The organism is Heyndrickxia sp. FW510-T9 (assembly GCF_058781025.1).
The window spans coordinates 1-19,023 of the sequence record NZ_JBYSWK010000038.1 but is presented as its reverse complement, the minus strand read 5'-3'; the positions used below and the strand labels follow the sequence as shown (position 1 = coordinate 19,023).

The 19,023-nt window shown below is 35.1% G+C and carries 17 protein-coding genes and 1 riboswitch; of the genes, 15 read left to right on the top strand and 2 right to left on the bottom strand.

Annotated elements, in window-relative coordinates:
- Nucleotides 1–21 precede the first annotated feature (21 nt).
- The 8 genes from AC3WJF_RS16855 to AC3WJF_RS16820 all read left to right on the top strand — a co-directional run bounded on the left by AC3WJF_RS16855 (nt 22) and on the right by AC3WJF_RS16820 (nt 7,700).
- Nucleotides 22–1,194: a pyridoxal phosphate-dependent aminotransferase gene (locus AC3WJF_RS16855; protein WP_492454269.1), complete on the top strand. Its 1,173-nt coding sequence runs from the start codon at nt 22–24 to the stop codon at nt 1,192–1,194.
- 85 nt (nt 1,195–1,279) lie between these two features.
- Nucleotides 1,280–1,386, top strand: a riboswitch (SAM riboswitch).
- A gap of 68 nt (nt 1,387–1,454) precedes the next feature.
- Nucleotides 1,455–2,666, top strand: a complete 1,212-nt coding sequence (locus AC3WJF_RS16850) for a 2,3-diketo-5-methylthiopentyl-1-phosphate enolase (protein ID WP_492454267.1) — start codon at nt 1,455–1,457, stop codon at nt 2,664–2,666.
- Nucleotides 2,663–3,325 carry a 2-hydroxy-3-keto-5-methylthiopentenyl-1-phosphate phosphatase gene (locus tag AC3WJF_RS16845; protein WP_492454265.1) on the top strand — a complete coding sequence of 221 codons (663 nt, stop codon included), beginning with the start codon at nt 2,663–2,665 and terminating at the stop codon, nt 3,323–3,325. Before AC3WJF_RS16850 ends, AC3WJF_RS16845 begins: the two co-directional genes overlap by 4 nt.
- On the top strand, nt 3,322–3,960 hold the full coding sequence (locus AC3WJF_RS16840) for a methylthioribulose 1-phosphate dehydratase (RefSeq protein ID WP_492454264.1): 639 nt from the start codon (nt 3,322–3,324) through the stop codon (nt 3,958–3,960). The genes AC3WJF_RS16845 and AC3WJF_RS16840 overlap by 4 nt, the downstream gene beginning before the upstream one ends.
- Complete coding sequence (locus AC3WJF_RS16835) at nt 3,957–4,490, top strand: cupin domain-containing protein (RefSeq protein ID WP_492454262.1); 534 nt, start codon at nt 3,957–3,959, stop codon at nt 4,488–4,490. Before AC3WJF_RS16840 ends, AC3WJF_RS16835 begins: the two co-directional genes overlap by 4 nt.
- A 344-nt stretch (nt 4,491–4,834) precedes the next feature.
- Complete coding sequence (locus AC3WJF_RS16830) at nt 4,835–5,107, top strand: Spo0E family sporulation regulatory protein-aspartic acid phosphatase (RefSeq protein ID WP_492454260.1); 273 nt, start codon at nt 4,835–4,837, stop codon at nt 5,105–5,107.
- Between the two features lie 316 nt (nt 5,108–5,423).
- Complete coding sequence (locus AC3WJF_RS16825; protein ID WP_492454258.1) at nt 5,424–5,864, top strand: MarR family winged helix-turn-helix transcriptional regulator; 441 nt, start codon at nt 5,424–5,426, stop codon at nt 5,862–5,864.
- 141 nt (nt 5,865–6,005) lie between these two features.
- On the top strand, nt 6,006–7,700 hold the full coding sequence (locus AC3WJF_RS16820; protein ID WP_492454256.1) for a M3 family oligoendopeptidase: 1,695 nt from the start codon (nt 6,006–6,008) through the stop codon (nt 7,698–7,700).
- Between the two features lie 249 nt (nt 7,701–7,949).
- On the opposite strand, the gene AC3WJF_RS16815 is transcribed toward AC3WJF_RS16820, so the two are convergent.
- Nucleotides 7,950–10,091: an ATP-dependent Clp protease ATP-binding subunit gene (locus AC3WJF_RS16815; protein WP_492454255.1), complete on the bottom strand. Its 2,142-nt coding sequence runs from the start codon at nt 10,089–10,091 to the stop codon at nt 7,950–7,952.
- Between the two features lie 491 nt (nt 10,092–10,582).
- Between AC3WJF_RS16815 and AC3WJF_RS16810 the strand changes: the two genes are divergently transcribed.
- Nucleotides 10,583–11,623 carry a YkvI family membrane protein gene (locus AC3WJF_RS16810; RefSeq protein WP_492454253.1) on the top strand — a complete coding sequence of 347 codons (1,041 nt, stop codon included), beginning with the start codon at nt 10,583–10,585 and terminating at the stop codon, nt 11,621–11,623.
- Nucleotides 11,624–11,669: 46 nt separating this feature from the next.
- On the opposite strand, the gene AC3WJF_RS16805 is transcribed toward AC3WJF_RS16810, so the two are convergent.
- The gene (locus tag AC3WJF_RS16805; protein ID WP_492454251.1) at nt 11,670–11,858 is read right to left on the bottom strand and encodes a YkvS family protein; all 189 of its coding nucleotides are present in this window, start codon (nt 11,856–11,858) and stop codon (nt 11,670–11,672) included.
- A 201-nt stretch (nt 11,859–12,059) separates the two neighbouring features.
- On the opposite strand from AC3WJF_RS16805, the gene AC3WJF_RS16800 reads away from it, so the two are divergent.
- The 6 genes from AC3WJF_RS16800 (at nt 12,060) to AC3WJF_RS16775 (ending at nt 18,719) form a co-directional block, all read left to right on the top strand.
- Entirely contained in the window at nt 12,060–13,004 is a 945-nt protein-coding gene (locus AC3WJF_RS16800) for an AAA family ATPase (protein WP_492454249.1), read from the top strand.
- Complete coding sequence (locus AC3WJF_RS16795; protein ID WP_492454248.1) at nt 13,001–14,161, top strand: DUF58 domain-containing protein; 1,161 nt, start codon at nt 13,001–13,003, stop codon at nt 14,159–14,161. Before AC3WJF_RS16800 ends, AC3WJF_RS16795 begins: the two co-directional genes overlap by 4 nt.
- Nucleotides 14,152–15,423 (top strand): hypothetical protein, encoded by a 1,272-nt coding sequence (locus tag AC3WJF_RS16790; RefSeq protein WP_492454246.1) that lies wholly within the window; start codon nt 14,152–14,154, stop codon nt 15,421–15,423. Before AC3WJF_RS16795 ends, AC3WJF_RS16790 begins: the two co-directional genes overlap by 10 nt.
- 273 nt (nt 15,424–15,696) lie before the next feature.
- Nucleotides 15,697–15,963, top strand: coding sequence for a phosphocarrier protein HPr (locus AC3WJF_RS16785; RefSeq protein ID WP_492454244.1), 267 nt, complete (start codon nt 15,697–15,699; stop codon nt 15,961–15,963).
- A complete protein-coding gene (gene ptsP / locus AC3WJF_RS16780) occupies nt 15,963–17,681 on the top strand; it encodes a phosphoenolpyruvate--protein phosphotransferase (protein WP_492454243.1) in 1,719 nt (572 codons plus the stop codon). The genes AC3WJF_RS16785 and ptsP overlap by 1 nt, the downstream gene beginning before the upstream one ends.
- Before the next feature lie 252 nt (nt 17,682–17,933).
- Complete coding sequence (locus tag AC3WJF_RS16775; protein ID WP_492454241.1) at nt 17,934–18,719, top strand: SDR family oxidoreductase; 786 nt, start codon at nt 17,934–17,936, stop codon at nt 18,717–18,719.
- The last annotated feature ends 304 nt before the right edge of the window (nt 18,720–19,023 follow it).

Sequence of the window (19,023 nt, the reverse complement as noted above, 5' to 3'; positions counted from 1 at the left end):
ATATATTAAAAGGGTGATTCTATGAAAACGTTTCCGACATCCGATATTCTGACCCACTTACCAAAGCAATTTTTTGCCTCCTTAGTTTCAAAGGTGGAGAAGGAGAAAGCGAAGGGGCATGATGTGATAAATCTTGGGCAGGGAAATCCGGATCAGCCTACACCGGACCTTATTGTTCAGCGATTACAGGAGGCAGCTTCAAATCCTAATAATCATAAATATTCCCCTTTTAGAGGATATAGTTATTTAAAAGAAGCGGTAGCAACATTCTACAAACGTGAATACGGGGTAACAATTGATGCGGAAACTGAAGTGGCAGTTTTATTTGGCGGAAAAGCAGGTCTTGTAGAGATTTCCCAATGCTTGCTGAATCCCGGTGATACTGTTCTTGTACCGGACCCTGGTTATCCAGATTATATGTCTGGGGTAGCGTTAGCTCAAGCCGCCATGTATAATATGCCTTTGCTTGCGGAAAATCATTTCTTGCCAAAATTTAATTCGATTCCAAAAGAAGTAGCTGATTCGGGAAAATTGATGTTTTTAAACTATCCAAATAACCCAACAGGTGTATGTGCTGATTTGTCTTTCTTTGATGAAACTGTTCAATTTGCGGAAGAGCATAATATTTGTGTGGTTCACGATTTTGCTTATGGTGCAATAGGATTTGATGGTAAAAAGCCTGTGAGCTTCTTGCAAGCCGAAGGAGCAAAAAATACGGGAATAGAAATTTATACATTATCCAAAACGTATAATATGGCAGGTTGGCGAGTAGGCTTTGCTGTAGGAAACGCTAGTGTGATCGAAGCAATCAATTTATTGCAAGATCATTTGTATGTCAGCTTATTTGGAGCAATTCAAGAAGCTGCTGCTACTGCGTTATTAGAATCACAAGAATGCGTCGATAAATTAACTACGATGTATGAGAGCCGGAGAAATGCTTTTATTGATAGGCTGCAAAACATTGGATGGGACGTTAAAGCACCAAAGGGATCTTTTTTTGCATGGTTAAAGGTTCCTGAAGGATATTCTTCGATTGAATTTTCGGATTTGTTATTGGAGAAGGCCCATGTTGCAGTTGCACCTGGTATCGGTTTTGGAGAATATGGGGAAGGTTACGTAAGAGTAGGTCTTTTAACGACCGAATCAAGATTGATAGAAGCAGTAAATCGTATAGAAAAATTAAATATTTTTTAATTGACAAGGCCAAAAAGTGGTGGCATAATTCATAATAATTTGAAGTGAAAAGTAATTCATCAATATAAAACAAAAAATAAATTGATTCTTATCAAGAGCAGGTGGAGGGACAAGCCCTTTGAAGCCCGGCAACCGATCTAATAGTTTTAGACACGGTGCTAATTCTTGCAGCTATAGGCTGAGAGATAAGAAGAAGTTTTCCTGTAAAACCTCTTCTTTTGAAGAGGTTTTTTCAATTTTTAATGTGGAGGGAAAATAACTTGAGTGAAGTAATCGCATACTACTCCATATACGGAGAACCGAACACTTTTGATAAAAAGGCGGAAGATATTGCATTAGGATTAACCATTGGATCATGGACAAATTTGCCGATCCTTGAACAGGAACAGTTAATAAAGCACAAAGGCAGAGTCATATCTGTGGAAGAGGTTAACACGGTTTCTGAAAAAGAAGCGAAAGCTATCATAAAAATCGCATATCCATCGGCAAACTTTAGTGCGGATATACCAGCTATTTTGACGACGGTTTTTGGAAAACTCTCGTTAGATGGGAAAGTAAGATTAGTAGATTTAGAGTTTGAAGGTGATATTGCAAAGTATTTTCCGGGCCCGCGTTTTGGAATACAAGGCATTCGTGAAAAGCTTAATATATTTGAACGTCCACTGCTTATGAGTATTTTTAAAGGTGTAATCGGCAGGGATATCCCATTTTTAGCTAGTCAGCTTCGCTTACAAGCACTTGGTGGTGTTGATTTAGTTAAAGATGATGAGATTTTATTTGATAACGAAACCGCACCTTTTGAAAAGCGGATCGAAATGGGACGAAGAGTTTTGGATACTGTGTTTCAAGAAACGGGACATCGAACCCTATATGCAGTTAACTTAACTGGCAGAACTTTTGAGCTAACTAAGAAAGCGAGAAGAGCCAAAGAATTAGGTGCAGATGTATTATTATTTAATGTTTTCACCTATGGCTTAGATGTTTTACAGGAATTACGAGAAGATGATGAGATTAGTTTGCCGTTAATGGCACATCCATCCTTTAGTGGGGCGATAACACAATCAAAAGAATACGGTGTTTCCCATTCCTTGCTATTAGGTAAATTGCTCCGTTTAGCTGGGGCGGATTTCTCGCTTTTTCCATCTCCATATGGAAGTGTAGCATTGGAAAAAAACGCTGCACTGGGGATAGGTAAAGCTTTAACAGAAGAAAGCTTTGTAAAACCAGCTTTCCCTGTTCCTTCCGCAGGGATTCATCCTGGCCTGGTGCCGCTTCTTTATAAAGATTTTGGTATAGATAGTGTTATTAATGCAGGTGGAGGAGTTCACGGACATCCTAAGGGTGCTATTGGCGGTGCAAAAGCATTTAGGCAGGCTATCCATGCAGTCATGCAAAATCAGCCGTTAGACGATGCAGCATCCCAATTTCCTGAGTTAAAGACAGCACTTGCATTATGGGGGGCAGCGAAGTGAAGCAGCCGGTAATTTTTTGCGATTTCGACGGGACAATAACAAATTCAGATAATATCATTTCCATTATGAAGCATTTTGCTCCTATTGGCTGGGAGCAAATTAAGGACCAAGTACTTTCTCAAACGATCACGATTCAAGAGGGTGTTGGCAAAATGTTTTCCTTATTGCCCTCTGCAAATAAGGAGAAAATTATTCAATTTGTTAGAGAAAATGCAACGATTAGGGATGGCTTTCAAGATTTTGTGCATTATGCAGATTCAAAACAAATTCCTTTTTATATTGTAAGCGGTGGAATTGACTTCTTTGTATATCCAATGCTAGAGTCATTCGGACCATTTCAAGATGTTTATTGCAATCATGGCGATTTCAGCAGTGATAAGATACAAATTCAGTGGCCAAATCCATGTGACGAGTATTGTTCCAATGGATGCGGATGCTGTAAAACTTCTATCATTCGAAAGCTTACTAATGAGGAACAATTAAAAATTGTAATAGGTGACTCGATAACAGACTTAGAAGCTGCTAAAGTCGCTGATATTATTTTGGCAAGGGATTTTCTCGCGGATAAATGTAAAGAATTTGGACTTCATTATTATCCATTCCAAACCTTCAACGATTGTATAGATATTTTAGAAAAAGAATTGGAGGTGAGGGTATGACCATCCAAGATGAAAGATGGAATGAACTGGCTGATATAAAGGATGAATTAGCAGCAAGGGATTGGTTCATGGGTACTAGTGGAAATCTCGCTATTAAGGTTCAGGAGAATCCAGTCCAGTTTCTAGTAACGGCAAGCGGGAAGGATAAAAGAAAAAGAACTACTGAAGATTTCTTATTAGTGAATCAATATGGAGAATCAGTACAGGCAACAGATTTAAAACCTTCTGCTGAAACATTGCTTCATTGTGAAATTTATCAAAGAACAGGTGCTGGGTGCAGTCTGCATGTACATACAGTAGCCAATAATGTTATTTCAGAGTTGTATTCTTCAGAGAAAGAGGTGGTGTTCAAAGGTCAAGAGCTAATAAAAGCATTTGATTTATGGGATGAAAAATCTGTTTTGAAAATTCCTATTATTCGAAATCACTCCGATATTCCTGAATTAGCTAGGGAGTTTTCTCAATATGTACACGAAGATAAAGGGGCAGTTTTAATTCAAAATCATGGTATTACTGTATGGGGTAAAAATGGATTTGAAGCTAAGAAGTTGCTAGAGGCTGCTGAATTTTTATTTCAATATCATCTTACCATTCTGCAATTAGAAAATAGTAAAATAGGAGGAACTAAATTATGACAACGATTAAGATACAAGGTACTAACAGAGTGATTGATAACCAAGAGGAAGTAGTGAAATACTTGCAAGATCAAGACGTAATTTATGAAAGCTGGAATATTACAAAGCTGCCTGAACATCTTCAAGAAAAATTCATTCTTTCCGAGGAAGAAAAACAAGAAATACTAGCTGTATTTAAAGAAGAGATTGCTGATATTTCCGCAAGAAGAGGATATCAAGCTCATGACATTATTTCTTTGGCAAAGCATACACCAAATTTAGAACAATTATTACAAAATTTCCAACAAGAGCATCATCATACAGATGATGAGGTGCGGTTTATTGTAAGCGGCCATGGTGTTTTTATTATTCAAGGATCTGATGATAATTTCTTTGAAGTACATCTAAATCCTGGCGATTTAATCTCTGTCCCAGAAAATGTTCGTCATTACTTTACATTATCTGAAGACCGCAAAGTGGTTGCAGTAAGAATATTTGTTACAGAAGCGGGATGGGTTCCTATTTACGAGAAAGATGAAATAGAAGCATAAATTATTATACAAACAACTACCAAGAGTAATTTTATTCTTGGTTCTTTTTATCATGAAGGCATTTTTTTCTTTTTAATAAATGAGCTTATATGCCATTTCTTCTAAAAGATTCTAAAAAACATCTAATCCCTCGTAATGATAGTATTTGCTGATAGAGTTGAAAAAGACGAAAATAGCTATTTTTGTCGAATATATATGTGAACAATGTAGAAATTTCAATGTTTTTTAGAACCTTTGTCTATTATTGCGAATCTATTTACTTTTTCGTCAATACCTGCGATAATTCTCAAGGGAATTAATATTTCGGTAATAGAATAATATTGCAGTTGAAGGAGACAGTAATTGTGTATAGTGATACGGTAACAGAAGATAGTTTTTTATTTCAGATTCAACAGAAACGGGAAGAAATGATTGACCTTGGACAATGTTATGGATTAACGGACAAAAAAACGATAGCTTGCAGTCAACAATTAGATGTACTTCTAAATGAATATCATTATTTATTTCAAGTAGGAAATGATATACAAGCAAAAGTTATTGTGAGAGAAATGTCGTTCATCATATATTGCAAAACAGGTCAATCTATTAATCGTAGTCAAGTAAAAAGAATGTATTAAGGTGAAAAATCATAGACAAATAATGATGGTTTATGTTTAAACAACTTACGAAAAACCTCCAACGGTAATGAAATCCTAAGGAATATAACCTCACATGTAATAACTTCAATACAACCATCTATTCCAAAACTATTAACAAAGGTTATCCCATATGAGGGTAACCTTTCATTATTATTGGAAGAATTATGATAACTTCCACATACTAGTACTTTTACTTGAAAATACTAGTTTACTTGACAAGAAAAAAATTGACATTTATTTCTAAAATCTTTATAATATCAATAATTTTATGTTGTGATATAAAGGAATTGATGATATGGAAAAAGACGAACAACAAGATTTAAAATTATTTATTGTTTTATCACGAGCTTTTCGTGCGTTAAATGAATATTCTAATCAATTTATACAGGAATGTGGGCTCCATCCAACAGAATTTGCAGTATTAGAATTACTATTTCATAAAGGAGAACAGCCGCTGCAACAAATTGGTGAGAAGATTCTTCTTGCAAGTGGGAGTATTACTTATGTAGTCGACAAATTAGAAAAACGAGGGTTAATAATGCGAGTGTCCTGTCCGGATGATCGGCGTGTAACATTCGCACATATAACAGAAAAGGGGAAGGAATTAATCGCATCCATTTTTCCAGAACATCAGAGTAGAATTGAGAAAATGATGTCTGTCTTGGACTCAGAAGAAAAAGAGATGGCCATCAAGCTATTAAAAAAGATTGGATATAATACGCGAAACTTAGTTTAGCGGTGGCGTCTCATTATGAGATGCTTTTTATATTTGAAAATAACCAAATTAAGATAATAGTTTTTTTCAATAATAGAGGACTTTTGTACAAGGATAGCGAATATTATGAGAGTATTCTATTATCAAGGAGTGTTTATACATATGAAATTCGAAGATTATAAATATGAAAGACCAAACATGGAAGAGGTAGAAGCTGCATTTCAATCTGAGATTGAAAAGTTTGAAAATGCTGCAAGCAGCGCAGAGCAAAGTGAAGCGATGAATCGTATTAATCAAATTCGCAACGAATTGGGAACAATGTTTAATCTTTGCTCCATTCGTCATACTGTAGATACAAATGACGAATTCTACAAAGCTGAAAATGATTATATGGATGAAATTGCTCCTATTGTAGAAGGGTTTATTTCAAAATATTATCAAGCACTCGTTTCCTCTAAATTCCGTACAGAGCTAGAAGAAAAATGGGGAACTCAGCTTTTTGCATTAGCAGAGGCACAGTTAAAAACATTTTCTCCTGATATCATTCCGCTTTTGCAAAAGGAAAACAAGCTTTCTTCTGAGTATACGAAGCTTGTAGCATCAGCGAAAATCATGTTTGAAGGGGAAGAAAGAACACTGGCACAGATGCAACCATTTACGGAATCAAAAGACCGTGATATGCGTAAAAAAGCAAATGAGGCTAGATTTGGATTCTACGCTGAGCATGAGGAAGAATTTGATTCTATTTATGATCAATTAGTAAAAGTAAGAGATGAAATCGCAAAGACACTCGGATATAAAAATTTCGTCGAACTTGGATATTACCGTATGGCACGTACGGATTATAATGCAGAAATGGTAGCTAAATTCCGTGATCAAGTGAAGGATTATATTGTACCGTTAACAACGAAGCTTAGAAAACGTCAACAGGAACGAATTGGTGTAGATGCATTGAAATTTTATGATGAAGGCTTTGAATATACTTCTGGAAATGCTACTCCAAAAGGATCACCAGAATGGATTATTGATAACGGCAAGAAAATGTATGCAGAGCTATCTCCGGAAACAGATGAATTCTTTACATTTATGAATGAAAAGAATTTAATGGATTTAGTAGCGAAAAAAGGCAAAGCAGGCGGAGGGTACTGTACTTACATTGAAAATTATCAATCTCCATATATTTTCTCAAACTTTAACGGTACATCTGGAGACATCGATGTATTAACTCATGAGGCTGGCCATGCATTCCAGGTTTACTCAAGTCGTCATTACGAGATTCCAGAATACAATTGGCCAACATATGAAGCATGTGAAATTCATTCCATGAGTATGGAGTTCTTTACATGGCCATGGATGGAGCTATTCTTTAAAGAGGATACAGAGAAGTATAAATTCTCCCATTTAGGTGGAGCACTTCAATTCTTGCCATATGGTGTTGCAGTAGATGAATTCCAGCATTTTGTGTACGAAAATCCAAATGCTACACCTGCTGAAAGAAAAACAGCTTGGAAAAATATTGAAGAAAAATATTTGCCGCACCGTGATTATGATGATAACGATTATTTAAATCGAGGTGGATTCTGGCAAAGACAAGGTCATATTTATAATTCGCCATTCTATTATATCGACTATACTTTGGCACAAATTTGTGCATTCCAATTCTGGAAAAAGTCACAAGAAAATCACGAGGAAGCATGGAAAGACTATCTTCATTTATGTCAACAAGGGGGAAGCAAATCTTTCACTGGCCTTGTTGCAGAAGCAAATCTTATTTCACCATTTGATGACGGCTGTGTAGAATCAGTGGTTGACACGATTCAAAGCTGGCTTGATCAAGTGGATGATAAAAAACTATAAAAAAATAAAAACCGCCCATTCGTGGGTGGTTTTTATTTGAAAATATAGTGCTAAATACCTAAAACGGTCCGTTCATCGTTGATTTCGGTCCGTTCGAGGGGACTTTCGTGCCGTTCATTACCGTTTTCGGTCGATTCGAGCAAAAATTCGTGCAGTTTAACCAGAGATACCATAGATTATATAAAAAATAATAGGTTCCAACCACTATTTATATGGTTGGAACCTATTTGTGTATTCTGAACTTAGTATTTAGTTTGCAACAACTGTAATTTTATCTTCATTCATCTTAGCGATTAATGATTTTTGTTCTGGATGATCAAGAATATAATCAGTAATGCTGTCTTCAAGCTGTTCTTGAATAACTCTGCGTAATGGTCTAGCACCGAAAGCAGGATGATAGCCCATAATCGCAATTTTTTCTTTCACCTCGTGCATAACTTCAAGAGATAATTGTTGCTCCTTCAATGTTACTTGCAACTCAGCAAGCATGATATCTACGATTTTTAATAAATGTTCGTTTTCTAATGCTTTAAATTCGATAATACCGTCGAAACGGTTTAGGAACTCTGGTTTGAAGAAGCTTCCTAATGATTCAAGAATACTTGCTTCTTTCATTGCTTCATTATTTCCAAATCCAACGTGGATAGGCTTCACGCCAGCACCTGCATTACTTGTCATTATGATCACAGTATCTTTAAAGCTTACTGTTCTGCCTTGGCTGTCTGTTAAACGACCATCCTCTAAGATTTGCAAGAACATATGCTGAACATCAGGGTGTGCCTTTTCAACCTCATCTAATAAAATAATGCTGTATGGGTTATGGCGTACTTTTTCTGTTAATTGTCCAGCTTCTTCATGACCAACATATCCAGGTGGCGAACCGATTAATTTAGAAACACTGTGTTTTTCCATGTATTCACTCATATCGAGTCGAATCATGGCATCCTTTGTGCCAAATAGTTCTTCCGCAAGTGTTTTCGTTAACTCTGTTTTACCAACACCTGTCGGACCAACGAATAAAAAGGAACCGATTGGACGATTTTTAGCTTTAAGTCCGGCCCGGCTGCGGCGAATTGCTTTTGCAACCTTACAAACGGCTTCTTCTTGACCAATTACCTTACCAGCTAAATGTTCTTCAAGATTTTTCATTTTTGCTTGTTCATTAGCTTGAAGTTTCCCTACAGGAATGCCAGTCTTCTTTTCAATAATTTCTTGTATATGGACTGCTTCTACAACTGGGTTTTCAACTTCAACATTAGTAGTAATTTGTTTTTCTAATTTTGCTTCCTCATCACGTAATTTTGCAGCTACTTCATACTTCTCGTTTTCAAGTGCTACTTGTTTTTCATGATGAATTTCATTTAATCGAGCATGAATTTCTTCTTTATTCATAACATCAATGGATAAGTTTAATTTGGCACCGGCTTCATCCATTAAATCAATCGCCTTGTCAGGTAAGTGACGGTCTTGAATATAGCGATGTGATAAATCGACGCAGGCATTAATGGCTTCATCTGTAAACGTAACTTGATGATATTGTTCATATTTAGCTTTTAAACCATTTAATATTTGCATTGTTTCTTCTAAAGTAGGCTCATTTACTTGAACAGGCTGAAATCTTCTTTCTAATGCTGCATCCTTTTCAATTTGTCGATATTCTTTTAAAGTAGTTGCGCCAATAACTTGCAGCTCACCACGTGCAAGAGCCGGCTTTAAGATGTTACCTGCATCCATGGATCCTTCCGCAGAACCTGCACCGACAAGTAAATGAACCTCATCGATAAATAATAATATATTTTTTCTTCTTTGAAGCTCTGCTATAAGCTGTTTCATTCTTTGTTCAAATTGTCCGCGTATTCCTGTATTAGCTACTAATGAAGCAACATCTAATAAATATACCTCTTTATTTTTTAATTTTGCAGGTACATCATTTTCTGTAATTTTTAATGCAAGCCCTTCGGCAATAGCTGTTTTACCGACACCAGGCTCCCCAATTAATACAGGATTGTTTTTATTTCTCCGATTTAAAATCTCGACGACACGTTTAATCTCTTTATCACGGCCAATGACTGGGTCAATTAGTCCTGCATTCGCCATATTTGTTAAATTACGACCATACTGGTCTAAGAAACCGCCCCCGCCATTTTGATGCTGCGTTTTCACAGTGGAATTTGATTGATTTTCAGGTATGGACATGCCTTTAAAAAGGTCCTCTAGAGAACCGAAGCCGTTAAATCCATTCATCATAGGCGCGCCTCCAAGGGAATTACCAATTTTCGCTTTTTCTTGTTGATAACAAGTTGAGCATAAATATATATCTTGCCCGTTTCCATTAACATTTACATGTAATTGAATATTGGATTCGTTTTGATTACATTTTTGACATAGCATTCACATCATTCCTCCTTAAAGAAAAGAAATGCAACGAATTTGACGTTGACTAACTTTGACTAATTAATTAAAAGAAAAAGGTTTTAAAAAACAAACCTTTCTAACAGATTATTGTATTTAACAAGGAATTGTTTGACTAAATCTGACCTTGTGAACTAAGTATACATCACTCTAATAAATTTGTAAACTGACATTGACTATTTTTGACTGAAAAAATTTTCCATCTGATAATTGCTATTATTATTTCAGACTGCCTGTCTTATTTTAGCTTGCTTGTACATATCTTTTAATAGTGATGTTTTGGAAAAATTGATGTTTTGCGCAATTTGTTTTAGTTCCTAAATAGTACTTGGCTTCGGGGCATCTTTTCTAATAAAGTTTATTCGTTTTTAAAAGAAATAAGGTTGTAGTCTAGTGTTTTCGTATACAAGAGGAACAAAGTTTAAGAAAAGAGCATTTAATAGTGTCGTTTATTTGAAAGGAGATGTAATGTGAATAAATGGGTTGGTGCTTTTCAAGTTGCGGCTGTCTATGTTGGAACAGTTATTGGAGCTGGATTTGCGACTGGTAAAGAAATTGTTGAATTTTTTACTAAATACGGTTTTGTTGGGTTTATGGCAATATTAGCTGCAGGGTATTTATTTATCCTTTTAGGCTCAAAATTAATGGTGAAAGCAATTGAATTAAAGGCAAATTCATATGAAGAGTTAAATGAATATTTGTTTGGACCAGTATTAGCTAAATTTATGAATATCTTTATGATGATCATGCTATTAGGTGTTTGCGCTGTGATGTTATCTGGTGCTGGTGCAGTTTTTCAGCAGGAATTAGCTTTAGGAAAATGGGTGGGGGTATATTTCACTATTGGACTAACAATTTTAGTGATGGCTGTTGGATCAAAGGGAATTTTTGCGGTGAATACCTTCGTTGTACCCATTATGCTGTTATTTAATTTTATCGTAATGACTAAATCGATTACGCATTTGCAATTTATTCAATATTTTATTAATATTCCGGAGGATCTGCATTTATGGAAAGCGGTTGTTTCTCCATTCTCCTATGCGGCGTTTAATTTGTCGTTAGCACAAGCTGTTCTTGTACCAATAGCAACGGAGGTAAAGGACAAAAAAATCGTAAAATTAGGGGGAATCATTGGAGGCATCCTTTTAACATTGATTTTGGTTTCAAGTCATTTTACTCTCATCACATTACCTAATGTACAGCTTTATGAAATTCCAATGGCTGCAGTCATTAAAAACTCCTTTATCGGAATCTACATTATATATGTATTAATTATATTCGGTGAAATTTTTACTTCATTGATTGGCAATATTTACGGGTTGGAAAAACAATTTAGTAAATACATCTCCGTACACCGGGCTTGGATAATTACGTTTGTATTAATCATTATCTATTGTTTGAGCTATTTCCATTACGGCACCTTGTTATCCTATTTATATCCTCTATTTGGGTATTTTAGCTTACTATTTATATTTCTTCTATGGTTTAAGTCAAATAAAAGGGCAATTTAATAAAAAGAACCAAAGAAACGGCTTCCATTTCTTTGGTTCTTTTTATTCACTTTAGAGATGTGGCTATAATTTTATAGTTTTTATGATTCACAACTGTTTTTTCTTCCAGTTCTAGATCACGGTAATTTTCCATATACGTTAAATCTACAATAACGGAATTTTCATTTACCTTTTCAACAATCCCCTGTAATCCATCCCGGAATTCAATCAGATTGCCCACATCGGCTTTTTTCAATGCCATCTCTCCTATCTAAAAGGTAATTTTATAATTTTCAATTTACTTAGTTAACAGTTTGCACCATTTTTCAGAAAAATTCAAGATATTTTATTAGAAAAATATTCTATATTCATGATAGAAAATTCATAAAGGTGACAATTTTTGTTTTATTTGTTATATTTTAAATGCAACTTGATTACAAAGTAGGGGGAAATTATTTTGAAAGAATACATAAATAACTTAAAAAGTGAAATTGCAAAGGTCATCATTGGGAGAGATAAAGAAGTTGATTTGATGATCGTTGCTTTATTGCAAGGCGGGCATATTTTACTAGAGAGTGTTCCAGGAACGGGAAAAACATTATTGGCAAAAGCATTTTCTAGTTGCTTAAATGTTGAATTTAAACGTATTCAGTTTACACCTGACGTGTTACCAACCGATGTAACAGGAATTCATTTTTTTAATCCTAAATCTCAGGAATTTGAATTAAAATCAGGTCCTGTTATGACAAATATATTACTTGCAGATGAGATTAACCGTGCAACCCCTAGAACACAATCGAGTTTACTCGAGGCCATGGAGGAAAGGCAAGTTACGATTGATGGAGAAACATTATCGATTGCAGAGCCTTTTATGGTTATAGCCACGCAAAATCCAGTAGAATCCCAACAAGGTACTTTTCCATTACCCGCCGCACAACTTGACCGTTTTTTTATGAAACTGACTATTGATTTTCCTTCTTTCGAGGAAGAACGAGAAATTCTAAGAAAGCATGCTGCTGATAATGGTTTAGAAAAACTTATGACTGTCTTGCAGCCTGAACAATTGAGACAAATGCAAAAAGAGGTTAAAAATGTTCAGGTTCACGAGGATATTGAGAAATACATAATTTTAATTGCTAAAGAAACAAGGGAACATCCGACTATAGAATTTGGTATGAGTCCAAGAGCAAGTCTTGCCTTATTAAGAGCAAGCCAAGGATATGCTTTTATCAATGGCAGAAATTTTGTCACTCCGGATGATGTAAAAGCTGTAGCACCAAATATCATCAAACATAGGCTCCATCTTACAATAGAGGCATCATTAACAAAAACCGTGGATGAAATACTAGCCGATGTACTTAACTCCGTTTCAGCCCCGGTTGAAATGGAGCATACTAAATGATTTGGAATAAAGAGATCATCCAGGAAAAAAATGTTCTATTCTTAGGACAATTAATGGGAGTATTTGCTATTCTTTCGTTTGTTTTCGGTTCAACTCCTATAATATTTTTGTTTATTTTTGGTTGTATCATGTCACTTGGATATCATTTGTATTTAAAACTAGTGGGAAACAACTTAATATTACAAAACGATAGGTCTACAGTGCGGTTAAATGTTGAAGATACTGATGAATGGAAATTTACACTTGTGAATAAAGGATTACCAATTTTAAATGGGAACCTGCAAATTAGTTTTTCAAATAAGGTGGAACCAGTTAATCATCCTTTTATTGATGTTAGTTCCATTGTAGAAGTCAATATTCCATTTAGGGCTTGGAAAAATGAACAAGTGGAAGTAATCATCCCTGTGAAAGCAGTAAGGAGAGGCGTTTCCAGAATCCATAATATTGAAGTGAAAATTCCGCATTTGTTTGGAACAGGATTAGTGATTCTTCAAAACAAAAAAATGTTAGGGGTAAAAAAGCTAGTTTTTCCTAAAAGAAAGACAGTTCAAACTTCTAATAAGGAATACAATTTTTTACAAGGTAATCAATATAATCAAACCTCCATCTTTTTTGATCCTTTGCAACCGATTGGGACAAGGGAATATCAAAATGGTGATCCTTTTCAATACATTCATTGGAAGGCAAGTGCCCGTACACAGCAATTACAAACAAAGGTTTTTTCTCCTATTGGTGCCAAAACATGGCTGCTGTTTTTGAATGTAGTTGGAAAGAGAGATAGTTTGGAAACAAGTATAAGTCATTGTGCATATCTAGTGGATTATGCAGTAAGAGAAAACATTCCTTTTGCATTAGCTATAAATGTTACAACCTTTGGGAAATCCTTGTATTATTTTTTAAATGAAGGAGAAGGCAGAGGACAACGTCAAAAAGCATTTGACTTATTAGCTCATTTATCTGTTGCTTCCTTTACCATTCCATATCATTTAATGATCAAGGATATTTCACAAAAGGGAATCTACTATCCATATGTTATTCATGTTGGTGAAATCGAGTCTTCTGCTTATGCATCCCTTTTGGAATTTGGAAAAAAAGGCTCAATGGTTTTTTCTGTGAAATCAATAGAAGATCAAGGGGCAATGGAATTATGGAAGTAAAATCATCGGCAAAAATCCAAATGGATATTCTGAAAATTTTTGAAGTTGAGCGGCTTTTTCTTAGTGAAGCGATTATTTTTTCTCTTGTTCAGTATTCTATTCCATTTACATATGGAAAAGGATCAATAAGCTGGAGTCTTTTAGGAATATTATTTTTGGTTTCCTTAACTACATTGTTAGTTTCAAATGGAGAAATAAAGCGATTTTCACGGGCATTCTATTTCTGTTCTATACCAATCATTGTGCTTTGGACATGGTTAGGACAAATACCTATCTTTGAAATTTTTCTATTGTTTCTCTTTTCTCTTTGGAGATTGAAGGTTTTATTCGCTGAGGAGGGGGATGAGGACTCCGAAAATTTCCTGAGTAGCCGCTTATTAGCTACTATTCTAGTTTTTATTTTCCTGTATTTTGTAGGATTTATTTCGGGCATGAAATCAAGACCTTTATTGATCATTTTCCCGATGCTTCAATTATTCCTTTTTTCATATGGTACGTTTTTAAAAAGATTTATTCAAAGTTCGTCTTTTTCCAAAAGAAACTTAGTAACTTTTAGTAGTTTGCTTATCATTGTACCTATTGTCATTTCATTAGCTGCTTCATTAATATCTAGTGCTATTAAAAATGGACTATCAGTAGTTTTTGATAAAATATATTGGTTCATTCTTACTTTATTAAGTCCTCTAATAAATCTTATAAATCATTACTTTGAATATGGAGTTGCCAAACAAAATAAACGTTTAATGGATTATTCGAAAAAAGCGTCTGAGCTTAGGTTACAGGATAATAATGAAGGAAATAACGTACAAAACCTGCAAAACCACTATGAGAATATCTATATCATACTAGGAATTGTAATAATAGTTGTAATCGTCATTTCGCTTATTTTACATTTTAGGAAAAGAAAGTTCAAAAATGTGGAAGTAGGAAATGAGATCTCGCAAAGCATTTTTCACAAGCTAATCGATAAACAAAATAGAAAAGAAAATCATGCAAGCTATTACTCAAAATCCACACAGCAAATCCGTAAATATGTCCATGAATTGGAACATTTCGCAACCAAACATTCATTGGAAAGACGGGGCGCTGAATCTGTAAGAGATTGGTTAAACCGACTAAATATACAGGTTTCAGAGAAATGGATATCTATATATGAAAATGTACGATATGGGTCAATCCACGCCACGCAGCAAGACGTAGAACAATTTGGCTTTGAAATGAAAAAAATAAAACATAAAATGAAAGAGTACCATAAAAATTAATATTTTTTACTAGTTCGTTCATAACTTATATTAAGCAGGAAATATTAACCTTAAGCAATAGAATTGTCTTCCACTATTTTGGATGATATTCTGTTTATTGAGTCCTCTATAAATTTGATCGGTTTTCGAAAACGGAGAGAATTTTTTTAAAATACGAAATCTTGCTTTTTTAACTTTTTTTTGTTGCTAAATAATTGACGAATGAGGCAAGGTGGATTATTTTTATATGAAGAAGACACTTTAATTTATTATTAATGTAAAGGAGTAATTCAAATGGTAGAAAAACAATTTAAAGTAGTTGCAGATACAGGAATTCATGCTCGCCCAGCAACATTGCTAGTACAAACAGCTAGTAAATTTGATTCAGAAATTCAACTAGGTTATAACGGTAAACAAGTAAATCTAAAATCAATTATGGGTGTAATGTCTTTAGGTATCGGTATGAATGCACAAATTAACATTAGCGCAACTGGCAGCGATGAGCAAGATGCATTAAATAGTCTAGAAGAATTATTGAAAAAAGAAGGTTTGGCAGAGTAATGTCAACCATTTTAAAAGGGATTGCAGCATCAAGCGGTATTGCTATTGCAAAAGCATATCGATTAGTAGAGCCTGATTTGACATTTTCCAAGAAAACCATTGAAGATGTAGAGGGGGAAATTGCCCGTTTTCAAGCAGCTATGTCCGCAGCTAAAGCTGAATTGGAAGTTATTCGAGAGCGTGCTGGATCTGAATTAGGGGAGGATAAAGCTGCTATTTTTGATGCGCATCTTTTGGTTTTAAGCGATCCAGAACTTATCACACCCATCGAAGATAATATCAATAACAATAAACTAGACGCTGAAAGCTCCTTAAAAGAGACAACAGATATGTTCATTACGATGTTTGAACAAATGGATAATGAATATATGAGAGAACGCGCTGCTGATATTCGTGATGTAACAAAACGTGTACTATCTCATTTATTAGGAGTGAAAATTCCTAATCCAAGCATGATTTCAGAAGAAGTCATTATTGTGGCAGAGGATTTAACACCTTCAGATACAGCCCAATTAAATCGAGATTTTGTAAAAGGCTTCACTACTAATATTGGTGGACGAACATCACATTCTGCTATCATGGCAAGGTCCCTTGAAATTCCTGCAATTGTTGGAACTAAATCAGCTACAGAGGACATTCAAAATGGGGACTTAATCATTGTTGATGGTCAAAATGGGGAAGTACATATTAATCCTACTCCAGAAATTGTTGATCAATATAAAATAGAACAAGAAAAATACGAAACGCAAAAAGCCGAATTGTCCAAGCTTTTGAATGAAAAAACTATTTCAAAAGATGGTCGACATGTAGAACTTGGTGCCAACATTGGTACGCCTAATGATTTAAAAGGTGCATTAGACAATGGCGGTGAAGCAATTGGTCTCTATCGTACAGAATTTTTGTATATGGGAAGAGATCAACTTCCTACTGAAGATGAACAATTTGAATCATATAAAGCAGTTTTAGAAGGTATGAATGGAAAGCCTGTAGTTGTTCGTACTCTTGATATTGGCGGCGACAAAAAGCTTCCGTACTTAAATCTTCCAGAGGAAATGAATCCATTCTTAGGATTCCGTGCGATAAGATTATGTCTTGAAGAACAAGATGTGTTCCGTACACAACTTCGTGCACTACTTCGAGCAAGTGTTTACGGCAATTTAAAGATTATGTTCCCAATGATTTCAACCTTAAATGAGTTCCGTCAAGCGAAACAAATTTTATTGGAAGAAAAAGATCAGTTAGTAAGTAACGGTGTCTCAGTTTCTAATAATATTGAGCTCGGAATTATGGTGGAAATCCCTTCTACTGCAGTATTGGCAGACCAATTTGCTAAAGAGGTTGATTTCTTTAGTATTGGAACAAATGACTTAATCCAATATACAATGGCTGCTGACCGTATGAATGAGCGTGTATCCTATTTATATCAACCATATAATCCAGCAATATTGCGATTAGTGAAAATGGTAATCGATGCATCTCATAAAGAAGGAAAATGGACAGGTATGTGCGGTGAAATGGCCGGGGATGAGGTAGCAATACCAATTTTACTTGGACTTGGTCTAGATGAGTTCTCTATGAGTGCATCATCTATTCTTAAAGCAAGAGCACAAATCAAAAATCTTTCCAAGGCTGAAATGGAAAAGCTTGCGGAGCAGGTTCTTCAGCTTCAAACAACTGAAGAAGTAATAGAAGCTGTAAAAAAAGCAACTATGTCATAAAACTGTAATATAAGTTTAGGTTTGAAGAGGGGAGAATGGTGGAAAAGATAAGTAATCTCAAGTAACACGTGGATAGTTAATAGCTAAGACTGTTACAAACTTGAGCTAACTATTTATTTCCTATTTTTCCCCCTTTATTTTTCCGGATGAATTCATCCGGCTTTTTTTTGTTTTTGGAGCAATAATAATGAAACCAATTTAGAGATTCATTTATAATAAAGTCGAGACAAACTATTTAAAGGAGGTTTCAAGATGGAATTAGGTTTAAAGGGAAAGACCGCACTCGTTGTCGCTTCAAGTCAAGGATTGGGAAAAGCAATTGCTGCTTCATTGGTAAGTGAAGGGGTAAATGTTATGCTTGCAAGTCGAAACGTAGAACAATTGAAAAGTGTGGAACAGGAATTAGCTGCACTTGAAAAAGGAAAAGTAAGTCATATTCGCTGTGATATAACAAATCCTGAGGATATACGAAAAATGGTGGAAAAAACAAAAGCAGTATTCGGCCGTCTAGATATTTTAATCAATAATGCCGGTGGACCTCCTGCAGGCAGTTTTGAAGAAATGACAGATGAACATTGGAAAAACGCATTTGAACTGAACCTTTTATCATACATAAGAATTATTCGTGAAGCTTTACCTTTATTAAAAGTGAATGGTGGGAAAATTATAAATATCGCTTCCTCCTCCATAAAAGAGCCAATTCCAGGCTTGATTCTTTCGAATACTTTTAGAACCGGTATTGTCGGATTATCAAAAACCTTAGCTTCCGAATTAGCGCCATTTAATATTTTGATTAATACGGTAGGCCCGGGAAGAATTGCTACTGATCGCGTGAAGCATCTGGATGAGTTAAATGCTTCAAAGACAGGCTATTCACTTGAAGAAGTAGAAAACATGGAAAAGCAAACAATTCCATTGCAAAGATATGGAAAACCGGAAGAATTCGCTAATGTCGTTATCTTCCTTATATCGGAAGCAAACTCCTATATGACGGGAAGCAGTTTTCTTGTAGACGGGGGGAAAATTAAGGCAATTTAAAAGGACTTTACATATTCGGATATAGAAATAATGCCTTTAAGGACAACTCACATAGGAAAATGAAGCAAAGTGTCCATAAGAAGACTTGTAATGGACAACTCACAAAGGAAAATCGAGCAAAGTGTCCTTAGGAATCCTTATAAAGGACAACTCACCTAGGAAAATGAAGCAAAATGTCCATAAGAAGGCTAGTAAAGGACAACTCACAAAGGAAAATCGAGCAAACTTGAGGTTAGTCTAAAAAGTGGATACGTAAAAATGAGATTTAGCTTATAATACAATCATCATTTAAAAGGACGTGTTC

Coding starts and splice junctions, on each gene's coding strand:
- ptsP (WP_492454243.1), top strand. CDS start 15,963: ATGTCAACCATTTTAAAAGGGATTGCAGCATCAAGCGGTATTGCTATT.
- AC3WJF_RS16825 (WP_492454258.1), top strand. CDS start 5,424: ATGGAAAAAGACGAACAACAAGATTTAAAATTATTTATTGTTTTATCA.
- AC3WJF_RS16795 (WP_492454248.1), top strand. CDS start 13,001: ATGATTTGGAATAAAGAGATCATCCAGGAAAAAAATGTTCTATTCTTA.
- AC3WJF_RS16785 (WP_492454244.1), top strand. CDS start 15,697: ATGGTAGAAAAACAATTTAAAGTAGTTGCAGATACAGGAATTCATGCT.
- AC3WJF_RS16835 (WP_492454262.1), top strand. CDS start 3,957: ATGACAACGATTAAGATACAAGGTACTAACAGAGTGATTGATAACCAA.
- AC3WJF_RS16855 (WP_492454269.1), top strand. CDS start 22: ATGAAAACGTTTCCGACATCCGATATTCTGACCCACTTACCAAAGCAA.
- AC3WJF_RS16790 (WP_492454246.1), top strand. CDS start 14,152: ATGGAAGTAAAATCATCGGCAAAAATCCAAATGGATATTCTGAAAATT.
- AC3WJF_RS16840 (WP_492454264.1), top strand. CDS start 3,322: ATGACCATCCAAGATGAAAGATGGAATGAACTGGCTGATATAAAGGAT.
- AC3WJF_RS16815 (WP_492454255.1), bottom strand. CDS start 10,091: ATGCTATGTCAAAAATGTAATCAAAACGAATCCAATATTCAATTACAT.
- AC3WJF_RS16820 (WP_492454256.1), top strand. CDS start 6,006: ATGAAATTCGAAGATTATAAATATGAAAGACCAAACATGGAAGAGGTA.
- AC3WJF_RS16775 (WP_492454241.1), top strand. CDS start 17,934: ATGGAATTAGGTTTAAAGGGAAAGACCGCACTCGTTGTCGCTTCAAGT.